The 22,244-nt window shown below is 69.6% G+C and carries 22 protein-coding genes; 19 read left to right on the top strand and 3 right to left on the bottom strand.

The features are described from left to right. Positions 1–55 precede the first annotated feature (55 nt). From miaB to dapF, 3 genes are read left to right on the top strand one after another with little or no spacing between them, the layout of a single operon-like run. Positions 56–1,630, top strand: a complete 1,575-nt coding sequence (gene miaB, locus G3T37_RS00730; protein ID WP_163471543.1) for a tRNA (N6-isopentenyl adenosine(37)-C2)-methylthiotransferase MiaB — start codon at positions 56–58, stop codon at positions 1,628–1,630. A gap of 6 nt (positions 1,631–1,636) precedes the next feature. Next, the gene (miaA, locus tag G3T37_RS00735) at positions 1,637–2,542 is read left to right on the top strand and encodes a tRNA (adenosine(37)-N6)-dimethylallyltransferase MiaA (protein ID WP_163471546.1); all 906 of its coding nucleotides are present in this window, start codon (positions 1,637–1,639) and stop codon (positions 2,540–2,542) included. Further along, on the top strand, positions 2,539–3,417 hold the full coding sequence (dapF, locus tag G3T37_RS00740) for a diaminopimelate epimerase (RefSeq protein ID WP_163471548.1): 879 nt from the start codon (positions 2,539–2,541) through the stop codon (positions 3,415–3,417). Before miaA ends, dapF begins: the two co-directional genes overlap by 4 nt. A gap of 4 nt (positions 3,418–3,421) precedes the next feature. Here the strand turns inward: dapF and G3T37_RS00745 are convergent, their stop codons facing one another. Continuing rightward, the gene (locus G3T37_RS00745) at positions 3,422–4,033 is read right to left on the bottom strand and encodes a class I SAM-dependent methyltransferase (protein ID WP_163471549.1); all 612 of its coding nucleotides are present in this window, start codon (positions 4,031–4,033) and stop codon (positions 3,422–3,424) included. A 42-nt stretch (positions 4,034–4,075) separates the two neighbouring features. On the opposite strand from G3T37_RS00745, the gene hflX reads away from it, so the two are divergent. The 3 genes from hflX to metE all read left to right on the top strand — a co-directional run bounded on the left by hflX (position 4,076) and on the right by metE (position 9,023). After that, entirely contained in the window at positions 4,076–5,620 is a 1,545-nt protein-coding gene (gene hflX / locus G3T37_RS00750; protein ID WP_163471551.1) for a GTPase HflX, read from the top strand. Between the two features lie 152 nt (positions 5,621–5,772). Then, entirely contained in the window at positions 5,773–6,711 is a 939-nt protein-coding gene (locus tag G3T37_RS00755) for a methylenetetrahydrofolate reductase (RefSeq protein WP_338401139.1), read from the top strand. After that, a complete protein-coding gene (gene metE, locus G3T37_RS00760; protein WP_163471555.1) occupies positions 6,708–9,023 on the top strand; it encodes a 5-methyltetrahydropteroyltriglutamate--homocysteine S-methyltransferase in 2,316 nt (771 codons plus the stop codon). The genes G3T37_RS00755 and metE overlap by 4 nt, the downstream gene beginning before the upstream one ends. A gap of 59 nt (positions 9,024–9,082) precedes the next feature. On the opposite strand, the gene lexA is transcribed toward metE, so the two are convergent. Next, entirely contained in the window at positions 9,083–9,778 is a 696-nt protein-coding gene (gene lexA, locus G3T37_RS00765) for a transcriptional repressor LexA (RefSeq protein ID WP_163471557.1), read from the bottom strand. Between the two features lie 498 nt (positions 9,779–10,276). On the opposite strand from lexA, the gene G3T37_RS00770 reads away from it, so the two are divergent. From G3T37_RS00770 to G3T37_RS00795, 6 genes are read left to right on the top strand one after another with little or no spacing between them, the layout of a single operon-like run. Beyond that, the gene (locus G3T37_RS00770) at positions 10,277–10,624 is read left to right on the top strand and encodes a LysM peptidoglycan-binding domain-containing protein (RefSeq protein ID WP_163471559.1); all 348 of its coding nucleotides are present in this window, start codon (positions 10,277–10,279) and stop codon (positions 10,622–10,624) included. A gap of 45 nt (positions 10,625–10,669) precedes the next feature. Next, entirely contained in the window at positions 10,670–11,785 is a 1,116-nt protein-coding gene (locus G3T37_RS00775) for a histidinol-phosphate transaminase (protein ID WP_163471561.1), read from the top strand. Continuing rightward, the gene (gene hisB / locus G3T37_RS00780; RefSeq protein ID WP_163471563.1) at positions 11,782–12,387 is read left to right on the top strand and encodes an imidazoleglycerol-phosphate dehydratase HisB; all 606 of its coding nucleotides are present in this window, start codon (positions 11,782–11,784) and stop codon (positions 12,385–12,387) included. Before G3T37_RS00775 ends, hisB begins: the two co-directional genes overlap by 4 nt. A gap of 2 nt (positions 12,388–12,389) precedes the next feature. Continuing rightward, positions 12,390–13,022, top strand: a complete 633-nt coding sequence (gene hisH / locus G3T37_RS00785; protein WP_163471564.1) for an imidazole glycerol phosphate synthase subunit HisH — start codon at positions 12,390–12,392, stop codon at positions 13,020–13,022. Between the two features lie 22 nt (positions 13,023–13,044). Next, positions 13,045–13,788 carry a bifunctional 1-(5-phosphoribosyl)-5-((5-phosphoribosylamino)methylideneamino)imidazole-4-carboxamide isomerase/phosphoribosylanthranilate isomerase PriA gene (priA, locus tag G3T37_RS00790; protein WP_163471566.1) on the top strand — a complete coding sequence of 248 codons (744 nt, stop codon included), beginning with the start codon at positions 13,045–13,047 and terminating at the stop codon, positions 13,786–13,788. A gap of 24 nt (positions 13,789–13,812) precedes the next feature. Further along, positions 13,813–14,568, top strand: coding sequence for an SseB family protein (locus tag G3T37_RS00795; RefSeq protein ID WP_163471567.1), 756 nt, complete (start codon positions 13,813–13,815; stop codon positions 14,566–14,568). 67 nt (positions 14,569–14,635) lie between these two features. Here G3T37_RS00795 and G3T37_RS00800 read toward each other — a convergent pair whose 3' ends face one another. Continuing rightward, positions 14,636–14,983, bottom strand: coding sequence for a DUF1844 domain-containing protein (locus tag G3T37_RS00800; protein WP_163471569.1), 348 nt, complete (start codon positions 14,981–14,983; stop codon positions 14,636–14,638). A gap of 348 nt (positions 14,984–15,331) precedes the next feature. On the opposite strand from G3T37_RS00800, the gene infC reads away from it, so the two are divergent. The 7 genes from infC to pheT all read left to right on the top strand — a co-directional run bounded on the left by infC (position 15,332) and on the right by pheT (position 22,140). After that, the gene (infC, locus tag G3T37_RS00805; RefSeq protein WP_163472536.1) at positions 15,332–15,991 is read left to right on the top strand and encodes a translation initiation factor IF-3; all 660 of its coding nucleotides are present in this window, start codon (positions 15,332–15,334) and stop codon (positions 15,989–15,991) included. Beyond that, the gene (rpmI, locus tag G3T37_RS00810) at positions 15,984–16,178 is read left to right on the top strand and encodes a 50S ribosomal protein L35 (RefSeq protein WP_163471571.1); all 195 of its coding nucleotides are present in this window, start codon (positions 15,984–15,986) and stop codon (positions 16,176–16,178) included. The genes infC and rpmI overlap by 8 nt, the downstream gene beginning before the upstream one ends. Positions 16,179–16,209: 31 nt before the next feature. Then, the gene (gene rplT, locus G3T37_RS00815; protein WP_163471573.1) at positions 16,210–16,599 is read left to right on the top strand and encodes a 50S ribosomal protein L20; all 390 of its coding nucleotides are present in this window, start codon (positions 16,210–16,212) and stop codon (positions 16,597–16,599) included. A 109-nt stretch (positions 16,600–16,708) separates the two neighbouring features. Further along, positions 16,709–17,560: a TrmH family RNA methyltransferase gene (locus G3T37_RS00820; protein ID WP_163471575.1), complete on the top strand. Its 852-nt coding sequence runs from the start codon at positions 16,709–16,711 to the stop codon at positions 17,558–17,560. Then, the gene (add, locus tag G3T37_RS00825; RefSeq protein WP_163471577.1) at positions 17,557–18,585 is read left to right on the top strand and encodes an adenosine deaminase; all 1,029 of its coding nucleotides are present in this window, start codon (positions 17,557–17,559) and stop codon (positions 18,583–18,585) included. Before G3T37_RS00820 ends, add begins: the two co-directional genes overlap by 4 nt. 22 nt (positions 18,586–18,607) lie before the next feature. Next, a complete protein-coding gene (gene pheS, locus G3T37_RS00830; protein WP_163471579.1) occupies positions 18,608–19,648 on the top strand; it encodes a phenylalanine--tRNA ligase subunit alpha in 1,041 nt (346 codons plus the stop codon). Next, on the top strand, positions 19,648–22,140 hold the full coding sequence (gene pheT / locus G3T37_RS00835; RefSeq protein ID WP_163471581.1) for a phenylalanine--tRNA ligase subunit beta: 2,493 nt from the start codon (positions 19,648–19,650) through the stop codon (positions 22,138–22,140). Before pheS ends, pheT begins: the two co-directional genes overlap by 1 nt. Positions 22,141–22,244: the final 104 nt, after the last annotated feature.

Consider the following 22,244-nt stretch of genomic DNA (forward strand, 5'->3'; position numbering starts at 1 on the left):
CCGTGCTGTCGTCGTCGACCCCGGCCCGAGGGCAGCGCTCTACACTGGAGCAATCATGACCCTCATCGCAGCCGACCCGGACGGTCGTATCGACGCTCCCGCTCTCCCGCGCACCTATGAGGTGCGCACCTACGGCTGTCAGATGAACGTGCACGATTCCGAGCGTCTCAGCGGCTCGCTCGAAGCCGCGGGCTACATTCGCGCCGAGGGTCAACAGGCCGACGTCGTCGTCATCAACACCTGCGCCGTGCGCGAGAACGCCGACAACCGGTTGTACGGCAACCTCGGCCAGCTCGCCTCCATCAAGCGGGAGCACGCCGGGATGCAGATCGCCGTGGGCGGGTGCCTCGCGCAAAAGGACAAGTCGGTCATCCTCGAGAAGGCGCCCTGGGTCGACGTCGTGTTCGGCACCCACAACATGGGATCGCTGCCCACGCTGCTCGAGCGCGCGCGGCACAACGGTGAGGCCCAGCTCGAGATCCTCGAGGCCCTCGACGTCTTCCCCTCCACGCTTCCCACGAGACGAGAGTCCACCTACAGCGGGTGGGTCTCCATCTCCGTCGGCTGCAACAACACCTGCACCTTCTGCATCGTGCCCGCGCTTCGCGGCAAGGAGAAGGACCGCCGGCCCGGCGACGTGCTCGCCGAGGTGCAGTCGCTCGTCGACGACGGAGCCGTCGAGGTCACCCTGCTGGGTCAGAACGTCAACTCCTACGGAGTCGAATTCGGCGACCGTCTCGCCTTCGGCAAGTTGCTGCGGGCCACGGGCGCGATCCCGGGGCTCGAGCGGATCCGCTTCACCAGCCCCCACCCCGCCGCGTTCACCGACGACGTCATCGAGGCGATGGCCGAGACGCCCGCCGTGATGCCACAGCTCCACATGCCGCTCCAATCGGGATCCGACCGCATTCTCAAGGCGATGCGGCGCAGCTACCGCTCCGAGAAGTTCCTCGGGATCCTCGACCGCGTCCGCGCCCGGATCCCGCACGCGGCCATCACGACCGACATCATCGTCGGATTCCCGGGCGAGACCGAGGAGGACTTCCAGGCGACCCTCGACGTGGTTCGTGCCGCCCGATTCGCCTCCGCCTACACCTTCCAATACTCCATTCGTCCCGGAACCGCCGCGGCGACGATGGCGGATCAGGTGCCGAAGGCGGTCGTGCAGGAGCGCTACGAGCGACTCGTCGCGCTGCAGGACCAGATCTCCTGGGAGGAGAACCAGCGCCTCATCGGTCGAACCGTCGAGGTCCTGGTCTCCGCCGATGACGGCAAGAAGCACGCCGACACGCGACGGCTCTCCGGGCGGGCCGAAGACTCGCGCCTCGTGCACTTCGAAGTGCCCGAGGGCGGCCCGACACCGCGACCCGGCGACGTCGTGACCGTCACCATCACCCAGGCCGCCCCCTTCCACCTCCTTGCCGACCGCACCGACGACGCCCCGCTCACCATCCGACGCACCCGCGCCGGTGACGCCTGGGATCGAGCCGAAGCCGAGAGCTGCGCGGTGCCCGCCCACGGCACGACCGGCGGCACCGGGACGGCGGCGGCCGGGCGGGTGGTGCTCGGTCTCCCCACCGTGCGCGTTGCCACGACGCCGATCTACGACCCACACGACGGGCAGCGCTAGACGACCGTGATCGTCGCGATCGTCGGCGCCACCGGAACCGGAAAGTCGGCCCTCTCCCTCGCCCTCGCCGAGCGACTGGACGCTCGCGGCCAGCAGGCGGAAATCGTGAACGCCGACGCGATGCAGTTCTACCGGGGAATGGACATCGGCACGGCGAAGCTCAGCGAGGCAGAGCGTCAGGGCATTCCGCACCACCTCCTCGACATCCTGGACGTGGGGGAGGAGGCGAGCGTCGCCGCGTATCAGACCCTCGCGAGGGCGACGATCGACCAGATCGCCGCGCGCGGTGGCACCCCGATCCTCGTCGGCGGATCGGGCCTCTACGTCTCCAGCGTGCTGTGGAACTTCGACTTCCCCGGCACCGACCCGGAGGTGCGTGCGGCGCTCGAGACCGAGCTCGAGGCGCGCGGGCCGGGCGCACTGTACACGCGGCTCAAAGAGGTCGACCCGGCCGCAGCGGCGTCGATCGGCCCGAGCAATGGAAGGCGCATCGTGCGGGCGCTGGAGGTCATCCAGCTGACCGGCGAGCCCTTCGGCGCCGGTCTCCCCGGGAGCGACACCGCCTGGAGACCCACCCGCATCATCGGCCTCGTGGCACCACGCGACCAACTCGTCCAGCGACTCGACGCGAGGGTCGACGGGATGTGGGGCGCCGGGCTGCTCGACGAGGTCAGGCGCATCGGTCCGGAGCGCATGGGAACGACCGCAGCGCGTGCCATCGGCTATGCCCAGGCGATCGCCCAGCTTCGAGGGCAGATCAGCGAGCGCGAGGCCATCGATCAGACCGCCGCTCTCACCCGCCGCTACGCTCGGCGTCAGGTCGGGTGGTTCCGCCGGTACCCCGACGTCACCTGGGTCGACCACGACGACACCGGTCGGGTGGATGCGGCGCTCGCTAGCATGGACACGTGAGCCAGAGCATCCACTTCACCAAGGGCCACGGGACCGGCAACGACTTCGTCCTGTTCGCCGACCCCGACGGCACCGTCGAGCTCACCCCCAGCCAGATCGCCGCGATCGCCGACCGCCACTTCGGGGTCGGCGGCGACGGCGTCATTCGTGCCGTGCGCTCCCGCCACCTCCCGGAGGGTGCGGCGGCGCTGGCTGAAGACGAATCGGCGGAGTGGTTCATGGACTACCACAACGCGGACGGCAGCCCCGCTGAGATGTGCGGCAACGGCATCCGCGTGTTCGCCCGGTTCCTCATCGACAACGGCCTCGTGGAACTCGCCGACGGAGACACGCTCTCCGTGGGCACGCGCAGCGGCGTGCGCGATCTGCAGCGCAACCTCAGCGGCTTCCAGGTCGATCTCGGCCGATGGAGTCTCGACGGCGGTGAACCTCTCGTGCGCGCCCGCAATCTGCCGGTCGCCCGACCGGGACTCGGCATCAATGTCGGCAACCCGCACGTCGTCGTCGCACTCGCGAGCGAGGAGGAGCTCGCGAGCGCCGACCTCAGCTACATTCCCCACCTCGATCCCGAGCCGACCGACGGTGCCAACGTCGAATTCGTGGTGCCGCTCGAACCGCTCGTCAAAGACGGTGTCGGTCGCATCCGGATGCGCGTCCACGAGCGAGGCAGCGGCGAGACGCTCTCCTGCGGCACGGGCGCCGTCGCCGCCGCGTTGGCGACCCGGCACTGGGCGGGCCGGGGTGCACCGAATCAGTGGATCGTGCACGTGCCCGGTGGCACCGTCGGCGTGCGGATGTTCCTCACCGAGGACGGGGAGCACGTCTCGCTCAGCGGACCCGCAGAACTCGTCTTCGAGGGCGAACTGGCCGTGTGATCGCTCAGGCCTTGCGCCGGGCGCGGAGCACCCGGTAGCCCTTGTTGGTCGCTGCCCGGGTGAACTGGAAGGTCTCGGGATAGCTCGCCTCGAGCCAGCGATGGAGCGAATCGGAGCCGAGATTGCGCTGCACCACCAGCCAGGCGTCGCAGCCCGGTTGAAGGCGGGGCAGCCAGTGATCGAGCATCCCGTGCAACTCGTTCTTGCCGACGCGAATGGGCGGATTCGACCAGATCGTCATGAAGCGGACGTCGTCGGGAACATCCTCGGGACTGACGGCGTTGACATTACCGAGCCCGAGAGCGTCGGCGTTGCGGCGGACGAGATCGAGGGCTCTGGTGTTCACGTCGACGGCCCACACGGTGGCGCGCGGCGACGCGAGTGCGAGACTCAGCGCGATGGGGCCCCATCCGCTGCCCAGATCGAGAAGATTCCCGCCCGGCGGTGGAGCGGGAGTGTGCGACAGCAGGACCTCGGTGCCGACATCGACGCGACCCGGGCTGAAGATTCCATTCGCGGTGGTCAGCTCGTAGTCGCGCCCCCCGAGTCGGGCGTGGATCTGCCGGAGCTCCAGTTCACTCCCCGGTGATGCAGAGAAATAATGCTCATCGGCCATCCAAGAAACCTACCGAAAAACAGAAGGCTACAGTTGGTGCACATGACTGACGACACCCCCACCACCCCCGAAACCACGGGCGACGACGCCGCCGTGGCGCGGGTGCTCGCGCGCGAGGGCACGCGTTCGGCCGGGTACACGATCTTCGGTGCGAGCGGCGCGGGCCGTGCCGACGCCCTGCAGAACGATTCGCACTACGACGACTTCCGCGACGGCGACCAGTTCGACCGCGAGGATCGCGCCGCGCTCCGCCGGGTCCAGGGGCTCTCGACCGAGCTCGAAGACGTGACGGAGGTCGAGTACCGCCAGCTTCGGCTCGAGAACGTCGTGCTCATCGGTACCTACCCCAGCGGCACCCTGACCGACGCGGACAACTCGCTGCGCGAGCTCGCCTCCCTCGCCGAGACGGCGGGTGCGCGCGTGCTCGACGGGCTCCTCCAGCAGCGCCCGCACCCCGATCCCAGCACCTACCTCGGCCGCGGCAAGGCGGAAGAGCTGCGCGGAATCGTCGCCTCGCTCGGCGCCGACACCGTGATCGCCGACACCGAACTGGCACCGAGCCAGCGGCGCGCGCTCGAGGATGTCGTGAAAGTCAAGGTCATCGACCGCACGGCGGTCATCCTCGACATCTTCAGCCAGCACGCGAAGAGTCGTGAGGGCAAGGCCCAGGTCGAGCTCGCACAGCTCGAATACCTGCTGCCCCGCCTCCGTGGGTGGGGAGAGTCGATGTCCCGCCAGGCCGGTGGTCAGGTCGGTGGGGCGGGGGCCGGAATGGGCAGCCGCGGCCCCGGTGAGACCAAGATCGAGCTCGATCGTCGTCGCATCCACACCCGCATGGCGAAGCTCCGCAAGCAGATCAAGGGCTTCCTGCCCGCGCGGGAGGCCAAGCGTGCCAATCGCACGCGGTTCTCGGTGCCCAGCGTGGCGATCGCCGGGTACACGAACGCGGGCAAGTCGAGTCTCCTCAACCGGGTCACCAAGGCCGGCGTGCTCGTCGAGAACGCACTCTTCGCCACTCTCGACGCGACGACCCGCAAGTACGAGACCCCGGATGGCCGTGCCTACACCTTCACCGACACCGTCGGGTTCGTGCGCAACCTCCCTCATCAGCTGGTCGAAGCGTTTCGGTCCACGCTCGAGGAGGTCGGCGACGCCGACGTCATCGTCCACGTCGTCGACGGCTCGCACCCCGACCCGGCGAGTCAGCTCGCGACGGTGCGCGATGTCATCGGCGAGATCGATGCGCGGAGCATCCCCGAGATCGTGGTGTTCAACAAGAGCGACCTCGTCGACGACGACCAGCGCCTCGTGCTGCGCGGACTCGAACCGACGGCCGTGTTCGCGTCGGCGCGGACCGGCGAGGGCATCGACGAACTCCTGGCCCGGATCGCCGAGCTGATCCCCGCCCCCGAGGTCGAGATGACACTGCTCGTGCCCTACCACCGGGGCGAGATCATCTCCCGGCTGCACGTGGGCGGCCGGGTGCTCGCCACCGAGTACGTCGAGGAGGGAACTCGCGTGACCGCGCTCGTGCACCCGCACAGCGTCGAGTCGATGCGCGAGTTCGAGGTGGTCACCGCGCGCTGACGCGAGGTCGATGACACACAGCGAAACACTCGTCGTCACACACGCCGAGCTGTTGGTACTGTGTGTGTCAACGGCGTCGAGTGTGTGGCGCCGGGAGCGACCGCCGAGCCCGGCACCCGCCCCGCCGTGATCACCTTCCGGAGGGCGCCCCCGTGGCACGTTTCTCATTCGAGCTCTACCCGCCTCGCAGCGAGGCTGCTGAGCGCGCCCTGCACGAGTCCCTCGGGCTGCTCGTCGCCACGCGGCCGGAGTTCATCTCGGTGACGTACGGCGCGAGCGGATCCACCAGGGATCTCTCGCTGGGCGTGCTCCGTCACCTCCTCACGACACCCGTTCCGCCCATGGCGCACCTCACCTGCGTGGGCTGGACCTACGACGAGGCATCACGGATCATCCGGGAGTTCCTCGACGCGGGGCTCACGAGTTTTCTGGCCCTCCGCGGGGACCCGCCGCAGGGCTTCGTCGAGGGGGAGGACTTCCTCGGCGACCTGAAGAGCGCGGGGGAGCTCGTGCAGCTCATCCACCGGGTTCAGGCCGAGAAGGCCCAGTTTCACGAGGAGGCGATCCCCGGTCTCCCGGGTGCGGTGCGACTGCGCAGCGGTCGGAAGGTGACCATCGCCGTCGCCGCCTTCCCGAACGGGCATCCGCGGTCTCGCTCGGTCGAGCAGGATCTCGACACCCTGCTCGCCAAGGAGGCGGCGGGTGCGAACCTGGCGATCACGCAGCTGTTCTTCGAGGCCGACGACTACCTGCGCTTCGTCGAACAGGCCCGCCGGGCCGGCGTCACGATGCGGATTCTCCCGGGAATCATGCCCATCCTGTCGCCGCAGCGCCTGCACCGCATGGTCGAGCTGACTCAGGAGCGCATGCCCACGGCGCTGCTCCGGCGGCTCGAGAGCGTGGGCTCGCCCGAGGCCCAGTACGACGTCGGCATCCAGCACGCGATCGAGCTGTCGCGCGCGGTCCTCACCGGGCCCGACGACGGCATCCATCTGTACACCTTCAACAAGCACGAGGCGGTGCTCGACGTGCTCGACGGCGTCGGACTGCTTCCCGACACCGTCACCACCCCAATCAAGGAGAACGCATGACCACGCCCGCCTTCCCGACCGGCACCATCCTCGGGTACCCGCGCATCGGCCGCCGCCGCGAGTTGAAGAAAGCCGTCGAGGCCTTCTGGGCCGGCCGCATCACCGCCGATGAGCTGGAGACCGCCGCCGCCGAGCTGCGCGCGGCCACGCGCGAGCGTCTCGCCTCGCTCGGCCTGGGCCGCACCGACTCCTCGATCCCCGAGGCCTTCTCCTACTACGACCAGGTGCTGGACGCCGCGGTGACCGTCGGCGCGGTGCCCACCCGGTTCGCCGACCTCGTCGCCGCCGACGGCACGATCGACCTCGCGGGCTACTTCACGATCGCCCGCGGCGAGGGCGACCGGGTGCCCGCCGAGATGACCAAGTGGTTCGATTCCAACTACCACTACCTGGTTCCCGAGATCGGTCCCGAGACCGACTTCCACCTCGCCTCCGACCGACTCGTTCGCGAGGTCGCCGAGGCCACCGTCGCCGGCTTCCGCACCCGTCCGGTGATCGTCGGTCCGGTGACCTTCCTGCTCCTCAGCAAGCCGAGCGAGGGAGCCCCCGAGGGCTTCCGCCCGCTCGACCGCCTGGATGACCTCCTCCCCGTCTACGCCGAGCTGCTGGCCGCGCTCACCGCGGTCGGCGCCGAGTGGGTCCAGCTCGATGAGCCCGCCCTCGTCAGCGAGTCGATCGAGGTCGATCGCGCCGAGGTGCTCTCCGCGACCGCCCGCGCCTACGCGCTGCTCGGGGCCGTTCCGGCACGCCCCGCGCTGTTCGTCGCCGCGCCCTACGGCAGCCTGGACGACGCCCTCCCCGTGCTCGAGGCGGCCCCCATCGAGGCGATCGGACTCGACCTCGTGCGCGGCGGTATCCCGTCGGAGCTGAACGCCGGCGACAAGGTTCTCGTCGGCGGCGTGATCGACGGCCACAACATCTGGCGCGGTGACCTCGCGAAGGCGCTCGACACCCTCGAGTCCCTGCGCGCGAGCGGGGCCACGGTCGCGGCCTCCACCTCGACCTCCCTCTTCCACACCCCGCACGACGTGGCCGACGAGCCGCTGCTCGATGCACGGCTTGTCAGTTGGCTGGCGTTCGCCGACCAGAAGGTCGGACAGGTCGCGACCCTCGCACGGGCTCTCGACGAGGGGCGCGAGTCGGTCGCGGCCGAACTGGACGCGGCCTCCGCGGCTCTCGCCGACCGCCTCGCCGCTCCTGGCGTGCGCGACGGCGCGGTGCGGGCGCGCGCGGCCGAACTCACCGAGGCGGACTTCAGTCGGGGCGACTACGCGACGCGTGCCGCCGCCCAGGAGGAGGCGCTCCACCTGCCCGCACTCCCCACCACGACGATCGGGTCGTTCCCGCAGACGGGCGACATCCGTCGCGAGCGGGCGCGCTTCGCGAAGGGCGAGATCACCGAGGGCGAGTACGTCGGTGCCATGCAGGACGAGATCAAGCGGGTCGTCGAGCTGCAGGAGGAGATCGGCCTCGACGTCCTCGTGCACGGCGAGCCCGAGCGCAACGACATGGTGCAGTACTTCGCCGAGAACCTCGACGGTTTCGCGGTGACGCAGAACGGCTGGGTGCAGTCCTACGGCAGCCGCTGTACTCGCCCGTCGATCCTCTGGGGCGACGTGTCGCGGCCCGCACCGATCACGGTCGGCTGGTCGAGCTACACGCAGAGCCTCACGAGCAAGCCCGTCAAGGGCATGCTCACCGGCCCGGTCACGATCCTCGCCTGGAGCTTCGTTCGGGATGACCAGCCGCTGGCCGACACCGCCAACCAGGTCGCCCTCGCCCTTCGTGACGAGATCGCCGACCTCGAGGCCGCAGGCATCGGCATCATCCAGGTCGACGAGCCGGCACTGCGCGAGCTGCTCCCACTGAAGAAGGCCGATCAGCCGGCTTATCTGGACTGGTCGGTCGGGTCGTTCCGCCTCGCCACCGCGGGCGTCGCACCGAAGACGCAGATCCACACCCACCTCTGCTACTCCGAGTTCGGTGTCGTGATCGACGCGATCGACAAGCTCGACGCCGACGTCACCTCGATCGAGGCGGCGCGCTCGAAGATGGAGGTCGTCGACGACATCAAGCGGAGCGCATTCGGCCGTGGCATCGGCCCGGGCGTCTACGACATTCACTCGCCGCGCGTTCCCTCGGTGGCCGAGGTGACCTCGCTCATCGAGACCGCGCTGGCGGGCATCCCGGAGCGCCAGGTCTGGGTCAACCCGGACTGCGGTCTCAAGACCCGCGGCTACACCGAGACCGTGGAGTCGCTGCGCAACGTGCTCGCGGCGACCCGCGCGGTGCGCGCCAAGGTCGATGCCTAGATCGGCCTGACCACGGGCGCTGGCCGTCGCGCCCACAACGCGGCGGCCTCCGCTCGCTCTCAGATCGAGCGGAGCACCGCCGTGACCTTGCCGAGGATCGTGGCGTAGTCGCCGAGAATCGGCTCGAAGTTGCTGTTGCGCGGCAGGAGCCAGGTGTGACCGTCACGCTGGCGGAACACCTTGACGGTGGCCTCGTCGTCGAGCATCGCGGCGACGATGTCGCCGTTCTCCGCCGTGTTCTGCTGGCGCACGACCACCCAGTCGCCGTCGCAGATCGCCGCGTCGATCATGGATTCCCCCACGACCTTCAGCATGAAGAGCTCGCCCTTGCCCACCAGTTGGCGGGGGAGGGGATACACCTCTTCGACCTGCTGCTCGGCCGTGATGGGGATGCCCGCCGCGATGCGGCCGACCATCGGAACCATCCGCACGTCGCCGACGGCCGGCGCGTTGTCGGTCGGGGTGTCGGATTGCGGGACATCGATGAGGATCTCGAGCGCGCGCGGCCGATTGGCGTCGCGGCGGATGTAGCCCGCGAGCTCGAGCTGAGTCACCTGGTGCGCGATGCTCGACAGGGAGGAGAGCCCGACCGCCTCGCCGATCTCGCGAAGGCTCGGCGGGTAGCCCCGGGTCGACACCGATCGCTGGATCGCGTCGAGCACGGCGAGCTGGCGCTCGGTGAGATGCGTCCGGCGCCGCAGTCGCGGGGACGCCGATGCTCCGTCGGCTGCGATGTCGTCGTCGGTGGCGGCCATGCGGTGTCTCCTTGAATTCGTGTGCGGCGTGGAGCTGCGGCGTGGAGCTGCGGCTCGGAGCTACTGCGCCGGGCTACTGCGCCGGGCTGCTGTGCCAGGCTGCTCCGCCGAGCTGGTGCGCCGAGCTGATGCGCGGTGCGATTGTCGGTGGTGACTGGTTGAGTTCTGACCAACCAATCGAAACTCTATCCATTTCGAGCGCGCACCGATACGTCTGTTCGAGTGTGTCGTGAAAATGTCGGTGGCTCGTTCGAAGATGATCTTGCCAATTCGAAGAGTCGAAGGTATGTTCGGTACAGGGATTCGTACCCGGTACTCCCGGCCGAGCGCCGGGTACGAACACCCAGCACTGGGACACCAGACGCTGGGTCACCCAGCACTGCGTCACCCAGCATTGGGTTATCCAGCACTGGGTTATCCAGCACTGGGTTATCCAGCACTGGGCTTCACACACACACATCCGAGTTGGCAGCAGAAGTACGAGCAGAGGAGCGAATCATGACCGCAATGACATTCACGCAGCGTCCCGCCGCCCGCTCACGGCTGCGTCTCACGCGCCGCGGTCGGGTCGTCCTGACCCTGCTCGTGGCAACCCCCTTCGTCGTGTGGGCCCTCGTGTCGGGCATCAATGCCGGTGGCGCCATCGCCACCTCCTCGGCCGCGACCGCCCCGCTCCAGACCGTCACGGTCTCGCCGGGGGAGACCCTCTGGCACTTGGCGAGCGTCATCGCGCCCACGGCCGACCCGCGCGACTTCGTCGACGACGTGATCGACCTCAACCAGCTCGACTCCGCCACGCTGCAGCCCGGTCAGTCCCTCGAGATTCCCGCGGCCTACTCGCACTGAGGCGCCCCGCTGGCCGTGGGCGGCGTTGCCACCGATTAAGATTCGATGGTGACCTCGCTCGACGACCTGCCCATCCGTGACGACCTTCGAGGGCTGACGCCGTACGGGGCGCCCCAGAAGCACGTGCGGATCCGCCTCAACGTCAACGAGAACACGCACCCCATCCCCGACGACGTGGCGCGCGGCATCGTCGACGCGGTCGCCGACGCCATCCGCACCGTCAACCGCTACCCCGACCGCGAGTTCACCCTGCTGCGCGAGAGTCTCGCGAGCTACCTCGGTCATGGCTTGGGCGCCGACAACATCTGGGCGGCGAACGGGTCCAACGAGGTCCTGCAGCAGATCCTGCAGGCCTTCGGGGGTCCGGGTCGCAGCGTGCTGGGTTTTCCGCCCACCTACTCCATGCACTCGATCATCGCGGCCGGCACCGGCACGGCGTGGCTGAGGGGAGAGCGCGACGAAGAATTCGGGATCTCTCCCGAGACGGCCGTGCGATGGATCGAGGAGACCGGCCCCGACATCGTCTTCTTCTGCTCACCCAACAACCCCACCGGCACGCCGCTCCACCTCGACACGATCACCGCGGCATACGACGCCACGGACGGCATCGTCGTGGTCGACGAGGCCTACGCGGAGTTCGCCCCCGCAGAGCTGCCCACTGCGCTCAGCCTGCTCGCGGGGCGGCCGAGGCTGATCGTCTCGCGCACCATGAGCAAGGCCTTCGCCTTCGCAGGGGCGCGGGTGGGTTACCTCGCGGCCGACCCCGCGATCGCGGATGCGCTGCGACTCGTGCGTCTGCCCTATCACCTCTCGGCACTGACGCAGGCGGCCGCGATCGCGGCTCTTGCGCACACCCCGCAGATGCTCGCGATGGTCGACGACATCAAGTCCCAGCGCGACCGCCTGCTCGTCGAACTGCCGAAGCTCGGGTACCAGGTGCACGACAGCTGGGCGAACTTCGTCCTCTTCGGGGGTGTGCGTGACCCGCACGCCGTCTTCGAGGCCCTCCTCGACGACGACATCATCATTCGCGACCTGAGCATCCCCGGTCACCTCAGGGTGACGGCGGGAACGGAGGAGGAGACGACCGCGTTCCTCGAGGCGATGGCGCGGATCACGGCGCGAGGCACGATCGGCGCGATCGATAGGATCGACGCATGACGACCGCGCGCACGGCCCACCTCACCCGGGAGACCAGTGAATCCCGCATCGAGCTCACGATCGACCTCGACGGCTCCGGCATCTCCGACATCTCCACCACCGTGCCGTTTTTCGACCACATGCTCACTGCGTTCGCGAAGCACTCGCTCGTCGACCTCATCGTGAAGGCGAGTGGTGACACCGACATCGACGTGCACCACACCGTCGAAGACACGGGCATCGTGCTCGGCAGGGCGATCGCGCAGGCCCTCGGCGACAAGGCGGGTATCTCCCGATTCGGCGACGCCATCGTCCCGCTCGACGATGCTCTCGCGCAGGCCGTCGTCGACGTCTCCGGCCGCCCCTACCTCGTCCACAGCGGCGAGCCGGCCGGCTTCGAATTTCACCTGATCGGCGGCCACTTCACGGGATCGATGATCCGCCACGTCTTCGAGGCGATCACCTTCGCGGCGGGGCTCACCGTTCACGTCACCGTGCTCGCGGGCCGGGACCCGCATCACATCGCGGAGGCCGAGTTCAAGGCCTTCGCGCGCGCCTTCCGCCAGGCTGTCGCGCGGGATGACCGCGTGAGCGGTGTGCCCTCCACCAAGGGTGCGCTCTGACCGTGAGTGCTCCCAGTGTGGTGGTGCTCGACTACGGCTCGGGCAACGTCCACTCCGCGGTGAAGGCTCTCGAGCTCGCGGGTGCGACGGTCGAGCTCACCGCCGACCGAGGCCGCGTGGCCGCCGCCGACGGCCTCCTCGTCCCCGGGGTCGGCGCGTTCTCCGCGGTCATGCAGCAGCTGAATGCCGTGCGCGGGGGTGAGCTCATCGAGCGACGTCTCGCCGGCGGACGACCGGTGCTCGGCATCTGCGTCGGAATGCAGGTCATGTTCGAGAACGGAGTCGAGCGCGGCAACACGACGCCGGGCCTCGGTGAGTGGCCCGGTGTGGTGGACGAGCTCGATGCCCCGATCCTGCCCCACATGGGCTGGAACACGGTGGAGGTCGCCCCGGGCTCCGCGCTCTTCGATGGCATCGAGGACGAGCGCTTCTACTTCGTGCACTCCTACGCCGCCCAGCGCTGGACGCTCGACGCGATCGCGCCCTTTCCGGTGCCGCGCGTGACCTGGGCGACGCACGGGGTTCCCTTCGTCGCCGCCGTCGAGAACGGGCCGCTCGCCGCCACCCAGTTCCACCCCGAGAAGTCGGGCGAGCCCGGCATCCAGCTCCTGCGCAACTGGCTGCGCACTCTTTAGTCCGATCAGAAAGCACACCACGATGACCGACACCCCGCCCCGCCTCATCCTGTTGCCCGCCGTCGATGTGGCCGACGGGCAGGCGGTCCGGCTCACCCAGGGGGAGGCCGGCAGCGAGACCAGCTATGGCGACCCGCTGAGCGCGGCGACCGAGTGGATCGAGAACGGCGCGGAGTGGATCCACCTCGTCGACCTCGATGCCGCGTTCGGTCGTGGCAACAACTACGAGCTCATCGCCGGGGTGGTGCGCAGCGCACCCGCCTCGGTCGACATCGAACTGTCCGGCGGGATCCGCGACGACGCCTCGCTGGCGGCCGCCCTCGCGACCGGTGCTCGGCGCATCAACCTCGGGACGGCGGCGCTGGAGAACCCGGAGTGGGCTGCGCAGGTCATCCGGCGCTTCGGCGATGCGATCGCCGTGGGCCTGGACGTGCGCGGAACGACCCTCGCGGCGCGCGGCTGGACCCAGGAGGGCGGCGATCTGTGGGAGGTGCTCGAGCGGCTCGAAGCCGCCGGGTGCGCGCGCTACGTGGTGACCGACGTGACCAAGGACGGCACCCTGCGCGGGCCGAACCTCGACCTCCTCCGGCAGGTGACCGAGCGCACCGACAAGCCGGTCGTCGCTTCCGGCGGAATCTCCAACCTGGATGACCTCCGCGACCTTCGCGCCCTGGTGCCGTCGGGCGTCGAGGGCGCGATCGTGGGCAAGGCGCTGTATGCGGGCGCGTTCACGCTCACCGAGGCCCTCGCGGTCGCGGGCGACTGAGCCGGATCGACCGAGGTGTCGGCGGTGAGCGGAGCCGACTCGGCGGGAGTGCCGTGGGCGGGGAGATCGTTCGACCACGCGCCGCCCTCGACCGACGACGGTTCCGCCCCCGCGGAGCTGCTCCGAGTGCTGGACCGATTCCGCGCCGGTGAGGTCGATCAGGCCGCCGTGGTCGCCGTCATTCGAACCGTTCGACTGCTGATTCCGCTCGTCGCGGTGCTCGGCGAGGCGGGGGAGAACGCGCAGGGGCGGCGTGTCGACAAGAGCCAGGAGCTCTCCATCGTCACGGTCGCGGCGCCCGATGGGCGTGCGGCGCTCCCCGTCTTCTCCTCGGTCGCCGCGATGACCGCGTGGAATCCCCGGGCACGGCCGGTTCCCGCCGCCGGGACCCGCGTCGCGCTGGCCGCGGCGAGCGAGGGCACCGAGCTGGTCATCCTCGACCCCACCTCGCCCGGCGAGTTCGCGGTGCGGCGCCCGGCCCTGTGGGCCATCGCGCAGGAGCGCGACTGGGTGCCCGCGACCACGGATCCCGAGGTGCTCACGGCCTTCCGCGCCAGCGTGCGGGGCGAAGTCGACGTCGTGCGACTCGCCGCCACCGCCGGCGACCCGGATGCCCGCCTCGCGGCGCCCGAACTGATCGTGCAGCTCGCGCTCCGGCCCGGCCTCGACCGCGCGTCGCTCGACGCGCTGCTGGGTCGCGTGCAGGAGCGCTGGGCCGCGGACGCGATCATCGCGGAGCGCGTGGACTCGGTGGCACTACGGCTCGCGAGCGTGGACTGAGCTGGGCTCCGCCGCGATGATCTGTCGCGGACCGCTGCGCTGCGCCCCCCCGGGCGGGGATGCCGCTCTAGTTGACCGGCCCGGTCAGTTTCTCGCCCGGTCCCGCGCCCACCGCATCCGGATAGGGCGATGCCTCGCGGAAGGCGAGTTGCAGCGTGCGAAGGCCGTCGCGCAACGGGCGTGCGTGCTGGTCGCCGATCTCGGGGGCCGCGGAGGTGACGAGGCCGGCGAGCGCGGTCACGAGCTTGCGGGCCTCGTCGAGGTCGAGCTGCTGCCCCGGGTCGTCGGCGAGTCCGAGCTTCACGGCGGCCGCGCTCATGAGGTGCACGGCGACGGTGTTGATCACCTCGACGGCGGGCACATCGGCGATGTCACGCAGCTCCTCCAGCGGTTCGGAAAAGTCGGGCTCGCTCATCGCTTCGTTCCTCTGCTATTCTTGATCCGGCTCCGAGGGCCCTGCCCTCGGTACGAAAGTGGAGATTCTCCCACCCGTCGACCGCATCTCAAGGTTACCGGGTTGTTACACCCCGCCAGTGCTTGCGACAGTTGCAGTGCCGATGTGCGCGGGAAAGCGATGTCTGCGATTTTCAGGTGGCGCTTTTCGGCGAGTATCCGCTGCGGGTGGCGCAAGGCAGGCCGGCCTCGGCCGGTGATGGTAGCCAGGGTGTGGTGCGGTTCGCCGCACGGAATCCTCTCTTTCGCGAGCACGACCGCATCCGCGTTCGTTCCCGGCCGGTCATCACCCACCGAAAGAGAGAAACGCATCAGCGATCCCCGTACCAATGACCGAATCCGCGTTCCGGAGGTCCGTCTTGTTGGCCCCAATGGCGAGCAGGTCGGTGTCGTCCGCATCGAAGACGCCTTGCGACTGGCCCAGGAGGCCGATCTGGATTTGGTCGAGGTAGCTCCCAATTCCAAGCCACCCGTCGCGAAGATCATGGACTTCGGAAAGTTCAAGTACGAGACGGCGCAGAAGGCGAAAGAGGCCCGGCGCAACCAGGCGAACACGATCCTCAAGGAGGTCCGTTTCCGCCTCAAGATCGACAAGCACGACTACGAGACGAAGCGCAAGCGCGCAGAGGGATTCCTCCAGGCGGGCGACAAGGTCAAGGCAATGATCCTGTTCCGTGGCCGCGAGCAGTCCCGACCCGAGCAGGGCGTTCGTCTGCTCCAGAGATTTGCCGAGGATGTGGCGGAGTTCGGCTCCGTCGAGTCAACACCCACCATCGACGGTCGCAACATGGTCATGGTCATCGGCCCGCTGAAGAACAAGGCGGAGGCGAAGGCCGAGGCCGAGGCACGACGGGCCGCCAACAAGCCGGCACGCACATCCGCCGCTCCCCAGACTTCACCCGCGGAGGCAGCGCCCCAGGCGCCCGCGGCTGCAGCACCCACCAACACGAAGGACAACACAGATGCCTAAGCAGAAGACCCACTCGGGCGCCAAGAAGCGTTTCAAGCTGACCGGATCCGGCAAGGTCATGAAGCAGGGCGCCGGCATGCGTCACAACCTCGAGAAGAAGTCGAGCGAGCTCACTCGCCGACTGAACCGTGAGGTCGTGCTCGCCCCGCAGGACGCCAAGACCATCAAGCGCCTCCTCGGCAAGTAGTAGACGCTCAGAGATTTAGGAAACCAGAGAAATGGCAAGAGTAAAGAGGGCGGTCAACGCCGCCAAGAAGCGTCGCACCACGCTCGAGCGCGCCGAGGGCTACCGCGGCCAGCGTTCGCGCCTGTACCGCAAGGCGAAGGAGCAGGTCACCCACTCCCTCGTCTACGCGTACCGTGACCGCCGCCAGAAGAAGGGCGACTTCCGTCGCCTGTGGATTCAGCGCATCAACGCCGCGTCGCGCGCGAACGGCCTCACCTACAACCGCCTGATCCAGGGTCTGAACCTGGCCGGCATCGAGGTCGACCGCCGCATCCTGGCCGACCTCGCGGTCAACGAGCCGGCCACCTTCGCGTCGATCGTGGCGACCGCCAAGGCGGCCCTCCCGGCCGACACCTCCGCGCCCAAGGTCGACGCAGCCTAGGCCTCGACACCGCGTTTCACGATCGCCCCGGCAGCTCTGCCGGGGCGATCGTCGTTGTGCGGGGTCGGCGCCGGAGGTTTCGTCCCCGCGCCGCCCCTACACTGGCCTCATGATCGACAATCCGCGCTCCCCGCGCGTGCGGGGAGTTGCCAAGCTCGCCAAGCGCGACGCGCGCGCCCAGACCCGTCAGTTCCTGCTCGAGGGCCCGCAGGCCGTCTCCGAGGCGCTCGCCTTCCGCCCCGAACTGCTCGTCGAGCTGTACGGCACGCCGACCGCGCTCGATCGTCACCCCTCGATCGCCCGCGCCGCGGCGGAGGCCGGGCTCGAGGTCGAATACGTCACCGAGCAGGTGCTCGACAGCATGGCCGACACGGTCACGCCGCAGGGGATCGTGGCGGTCTGCCGGCAGTTTCCCACGTCAGTCAAAGACCTCCTCGCGGGCTCTCCGCGCCTCATCGCCATCCTCGAAGAGGTTCGCGATCCGGGGAACGCGGGAACGATCATCCGGGCGGCCGACGCCGCGGGCGCGGATGGCGTGATCCTCACCGGTCGCAGCGTCGATCTCTACAACCCCAAGGTGGTGCGGTCGACGACCGGCTCGCTGTTCCATCTGCCGGTCGCGATCGGTGCCGACCTCGAGTCGGTCATCGAGCGCGCGCACGGCGCGGGGCTGCAGGTGGTCGCCGCCGACATCAAGGGGGATGACCTCCTCAGCGCCCGCGCCGACGGCCTCCTCGCCCGCCCCACCGCCTGGCTCTTCGGCAACGAGGCGCGCGGACTCACCGACGAGAACTACGCCCTGGCCGACCGCGCCCTCGCCGTGCCCATCTACGGAAGAGCGGAGTCGATGAACCTCTCGACCGCGGCCTCGGTCTGCCTGTACGAGAGCGCCTTCGCGCAGCACGAGGGGGGCGCCGCGCGCGGTGGGGGAGACGTCGCGCAGCCGGAGGCCGCGGAGTGAGCGACCTCACCGCTGCCGAGTCGCTCGCGCGCTCGATTCCCAAAATCAGCCTGCACTGTCACTTCACCGGCTCGGTCGACGCGCGCACCGCCGTGGAGCTCGCCCGCCGCTACGGTGTGGCACTGCCCGACGATCGCGGCGCCGACACTCTCTACGACCACCCCAGTTATGAAGACCTGGGGCGGTTCCTGGAGGTCTACGACATCGTCGGCTCGTGCATTCGCACGGTCGATGACTTCCGGCGCGTGAGCTATGAGGTGCTCATGGAGGCGGCCCGTCACACCGTGCTCTACCGCGAGATGTTCGTGAGTCCCGCCTCCCATGCCTTCGCCGATTACCCGACGATGCTCGAGGGGATTCTGCTCGGCGCCGCCGACGCGGAGGCGGACTCGGGCATCGTGTGCCGGATAATCCCGGCGATCCACCGCGAGCACAGCGTGGCCGAGGCCCGCGAACTCGTCGAGCTGGTGGTCGAGCACCGTCGCGACGAGGTGATCGGCATCGGCCTCGACTACGAGGAGGCGGCGGGTCCCCCGCACCCCTTCGCCGAGGTGTTCCAGTTCGCGAAGCGCAAGGGGCTGCACCGCACCGCGCACTCGGAGTCCGGCCCGCCCGCCCACATTCCCGTGCTTCTCGACGCGCTCGGCTGCGAGCGCATCGACCACGGCTACCACGTCATTCAGGATCAGCGCATCCTCGAGCGGGTCGTCGCCGAGCGCGTGCCCTTCACCTGCACGCCGGTGAGCAGCGACATCGGGCGGTACTCGGGCAGCGGAGACGGCACGCACGAGACGATCCGCGCGATGGTCGACGCCGGGGTCGCCGTGACGATCGATTCGGATGACCCGCCCATGTTCGGCACCGACGCCACGAACGACTTCCGGGTGCTGCACGAGACGCTCGGCTACGGTGCCGACCAGCTGCTCCGCTTCACTCGCACCGCCCTCGAGGCCGCGTGGCTCGACGCGGGGGATCGGGCGGCGCTGGGTCGGCGGGTGGACGCACTGGCGGCACGGCTGCCCTGAGGCGCTCGACTAAACTTGCGGCGTGTCAGATCCCATCTCCATCACCGAAGAGGCTGTCGACGAGGCGGTCACGGCGGCGCTTCAGGCCATCGCCGCAGCCACCACCTCCCTCGAGCTGAAGGCGGCTCGCACGGCGTTCACGGGGGAGTCCTCGGCGCTCGCGCGGCTGAACGCGCTCCTGCGCTCCGTGCCGGCCGAGCAGAAGGCGGCCCTCGGCAAGCTCGTCGGCCAGGCGCGTGCGCGCGTCGGCCAGGCGGTCGCCGCGCGCGAGGGCGAGCTCGTCGCGGCGGAGGAGTCGGCCCGGCTCGCGGCGGAGGCGCTCGATGTCACGGCGGTCGCGACCCGCTGGCGTGCGGGTGCGCGTCATCCGCTCAGCCTGCTCATGGAGCAGATGAGCGACATCTTCGTCGCGATGGGCTGGGAGGTCGCGGAGGGCCCCGAGCTCGAGAACGAGTGGTTCAACTTCGACGCCATGAACTTCGACGAGGATCACCCCGCGCGCGCGATGCAGGACACCTTCTTCGTCGATCCGGTCGAGTCGCACCTGCTCCTCCGCACCCACACGAGCCCCGTGCAGATCCGGTCGCTGCTCGAGCGCCCGCTGCCCGTGTACGTTGTCGCGCCCGGCCGGGTGTTCCGCACCGACGAGCTCGACGCGACCCACACCCCCGTCTTCCACCAGATCGAGGGTCTCGCGATCGATCGCGGACTCACGATGGCCCACCTGCGCGGCACGCTCGAGCACCTCGCCCGTGCGATGTTCGGCGAGGACGCCCGCATTCGCCTGCGGCCCAACTACTTCCCCTTCACCGAGCCGAGCGCCGAGATGGACGTGTGGCAGCCGAACGCGAAGGGCGGCGCACGCTGGGTCGAGTGGGGCGGCTGCGGGATGGTCAACGCGAACGTGCTGCGCTCCGCCGGGATCGATCCCGAGGAGTTCCAGGGCTTCGCCTTCGGCATGGGGATCGAGCGCACGCTCCAGTTCCGCAACGAGATGAATGACATGAGAGACATGGTCGAGGGCGATATCCGGTTCAGCCAGCAGTTCGGAATGGTGGTCTGATGCGCGTCCCGATCAGTTGGTTGCGCGAGTACGTCGACCTGCCCGAGGCGGCGACGCCGGAGGACATCCTCGCGTCGCTCGTCGCCGTGGGCTTCGAGGAGGAGGACGTGCACCGCTTCGGTGTCACGGGTCCGGTCGTCGTCGGCCAGGTGCTCGCCTTCACTCCCGAGCCGCAGTCCAATGGCAAGACCATCAACTGGTGCCAGGTAGATGTGGGCGAGCCGGAGCCGCGAGGGATCGTCTGCGGCGCGCACAACTTCGTGGTCGGCGACAAGGTCGTGGTCAGCCTGCCCGGCGCCGTGCTGCCCGGCCCGTTCCCGATCGCCGCGCGCACGACCTACGGTCACGTCTCCGATGGCATGATCGCCTCGGCTCGCGAGCTCGGGCTCGGTGATGAGCACGACGGCATCCTCCGCCTCGCTTCGCTCGGCCTCGACCCCGCCGTCGGCACCGACGCCCTCGCCCTGCTCGGCCTCGATGACGTGGCGGTCGAGATCAATGTCACCCCCGACCGCGGCTACGCCTTCTCGCTCCGCGGTGTGGCCCGCGAGTACTCGCACTCCACCGGCGCGGCCTTCCGCGATCCCGCATTGCGGGTCCCGCCGCGCGAGGGCCGGGGCTTCGCCGTCTCGGTCGACGACGCCGCTCCGATCCGCGGGCGCGTGGGCTGCAGCGTCTTCGTCACGCGCGTCGTCCGCGGCATCGATCCGAGTCTGGCCACCCCGACCTGGATGATCTCGCGCCTCGCTCTCGCGGGCATCCGCTCCATCTCCCTCGTCGTCGACATCACCAACTACGTGATGCTGGAGCTGGGCCAGCCGACCCACGGCTACGACCTCGACCGGCTCCGTGGCGGCATCACCGTGCGGCGCGCGCGGCCGGGAGAGACGCTGACGACTCTCGACGATCAGGTGCGCGCCCTGCACCCCGAAGACCTCCTCATCACGGACGACTCAGGTCCCATCGGCCTCGCCGGGGTCATGGGCGGGGCGTCCACCGAGATCGGTTCCTCGACCACGAACGTGCTCGTCGAGGCCGCCAACTTCGACCCCGTCTCGATCGCGCGGTCGGCGCGCCGCCACAAACTGCCGAGCGAGGCGTCGAAGCGGTTCGAGCGCGGCGTGGATCCACTGGTCGCCACGGCCGCCGCAGCGCGAGTCGTCGAACTGCTGGTCGACCTGGGCGGGGGAGTCGCCGACGACCTCGGCTCGACCCTGATCGAGGCATCGGCCCCCGTGTCGGTGTCGTTGCGCGACGGCTTCGTCGCCGCCCTCATCGGCGTCGACTACTCCGCAGCCGAGGTCGAGGGCACCCTCGCCGAGATCGGTGCGACGGTCGAGCGGGTTCCGGGCGGCTACACCGTCACTCCGCCCAGTTGGCGGCCCGATCTGACCGACGCGGCGACCCTCGCCGAGGAGGTGGCCAGGATCGTCGGCTACGAGCGGATCCCCTCCGTGCTGCCGGTCGCCCCTCCCGGGCGGGGTCTCAGCCGCGCACAGCGTCTGCGTCGCTCGCTCTCCACCGCGCTCGCCGCGGGCGGTCTCACCGAGGTGCTCAGCTATCCCTTCCTCTCGCGGGGAACGGTGGACGCCTTCTCGCCGGCCGCCGACGCGCCGCTCCCCGCGGTGGCGCTCGCCAATCCGCTCGACGCGGCCGCACCGCTCCTGCGCCCGACCCTCCTGCCGGGTCTCGTCGAGACCGCGCGTCGCAACCTCTCGCGCGGACTCACCGATCTCGCGCTCTTCGAGGTCGGCACCGTCGTCCAGCCGGAGCCGGGCGCGCGGTACGGCTCGGCGGCCCTCCCGGCGGGTGGCGCGCACCCGGGCGACACCGCTCTCGCCGCACTGAACGCGAGCATCCCGCCCCAGCACTGGCACGTCGGGGCGCTGTTCCTCGGCGATGCCATCACCAAGCAGCCCGGCCAGCCGGCGGTGCCGAGCGGCATCGCGGATGCCCTCGCCGCCGTCTCCCAGATCGCCGCCGCCCTCGGCACGCGCATCACCGTCGATCGTGGCGAGCACTCCGCACTCCACCCCGGGCGCACCGCCCGGTTGCTCGTCGGCGAGGTCGAGGTCGGGGTCGCGGGCGAGTTGCTGCCCGCGCTCGCCCAGGAGCTCGATCTGCCACGCGTCGTCGCCGTCGTCGAGCTCGACCTCGACGCGCTCATCGCGACCGCACCCGCCGAGGTCACGCCCCACCCGATCGTCGCGATGCCGGCGGCGACGCAGGATCTGTCGCTGATCATCCCGATCGAGACGGCGGCCGGTCAGGTGCTCGACACCGTGATCGAGGGGGCCGGCCCACTGCTCGAGCACGCCTCGCTCGTCGACGACTATCGGGGTGCGGGCGTGCATCCGGGTCACAAGTCGCTCACCTTCGCCCTGCGGTTCCGTGCACCCGATCGCACGCTCACGCAGGCCGAGGCGACGGAGGCGAAGAACGCCGCGGTCGCGCTGGCACAGCTCCGTCACGGCGCGGTGCTCAGGGAGTAGTGCGACGCTCGGCCCGCCGCGCAACAATCCGTCGATTGGCGCACGAATGCTGCGCGGAGTAGGGTGTGAGCCATGGACATCCGCGGACTGCGACAGGGCGAGCT

It is taken from the genome of Galbitalea soli, assembly GCF_010686725.1.
Taxonomy (GTDB): domain Bacteria; phylum Actinomycetota; class Actinomycetes; order Actinomycetales; family Microbacteriaceae; genus Galbitalea; species Galbitalea soli.

Bases quoted from the DNA above. Each gene is read 5' to 3' on its own strand.
- miaB (WP_163471543.1), top strand. From the start codon at position 56: ATGACCCTCATCGCAGCCGACCCGGACGGTCGTATCGACGCTCCCGCT.
- G3T37_RS00745 (WP_163471549.1), bottom strand. From the start codon at position 4,033: ATGGCCGATGAGCATTATTTCTCTGCATCACCGGGGAGTGAACTGGAG.
- hflX (WP_163471551.1), top strand. From the start codon at position 4,076: ATGACTGACGACACCCCCACCACCCCCGAAACCACGGGCGACGACGCC.
- metE (WP_163471555.1), top strand. From the start codon at position 6,708: ATGACCACGCCCGCCTTCCCGACCGGCACCATCCTCGGGTACCCGCGC.
- lexA (WP_163471557.1), bottom strand. From the start codon at position 9,778: ATGGCCGCCACCGACGACGACATCGCAGCCGACGGAGCATCGGCGTCC.
- G3T37_RS00770 (WP_163471559.1), top strand. From the start codon at position 10,277: ATGACCGCAATGACATTCACGCAGCGTCCCGCCGCCCGCTCACGGCTG.
- G3T37_RS00775 (WP_163471561.1), top strand. From the start codon at position 10,670: ATGGTGACCTCGCTCGACGACCTGCCCATCCGTGACGACCTTCGAGGG.
- hisB (WP_163471563.1), top strand. From the start codon at position 11,782: ATGACGACCGCGCGCACGGCCCACCTCACCCGGGAGACCAGTGAATCC.
- priA (WP_163471566.1), top strand. From the start codon at position 13,045: ATGACCGACACCCCGCCCCGCCTCATCCTGTTGCCCGCCGTCGATGTG.
- G3T37_RS00800 (WP_163471569.1), bottom strand. From the start codon at position 14,983: ATGAGCGAGCCCGACTTTTCCGAACCGCTGGAGGAGCTGCGTGACATC.
- rpmI (WP_163471571.1), top strand. From the start codon at position 15,984: ATGCCTAAGCAGAAGACCCACTCGGGCGCCAAGAAGCGTTTCAAGCTG.
- rplT (WP_163471573.1), top strand. From the start codon at position 16,210: ATGGCAAGAGTAAAGAGGGCGGTCAACGCCGCCAAGAAGCGTCGCACC.
- G3T37_RS00820 (WP_163471575.1), top strand. From the start codon at position 16,709: ATGATCGACAATCCGCGCTCCCCGCGCGTGCGGGGAGTTGCCAAGCTC.
- pheT (WP_163471581.1), top strand. From the start codon at position 19,648: ATGCGCGTCCCGATCAGTTGGTTGCGCGAGTACGTCGACCTGCCCGAG.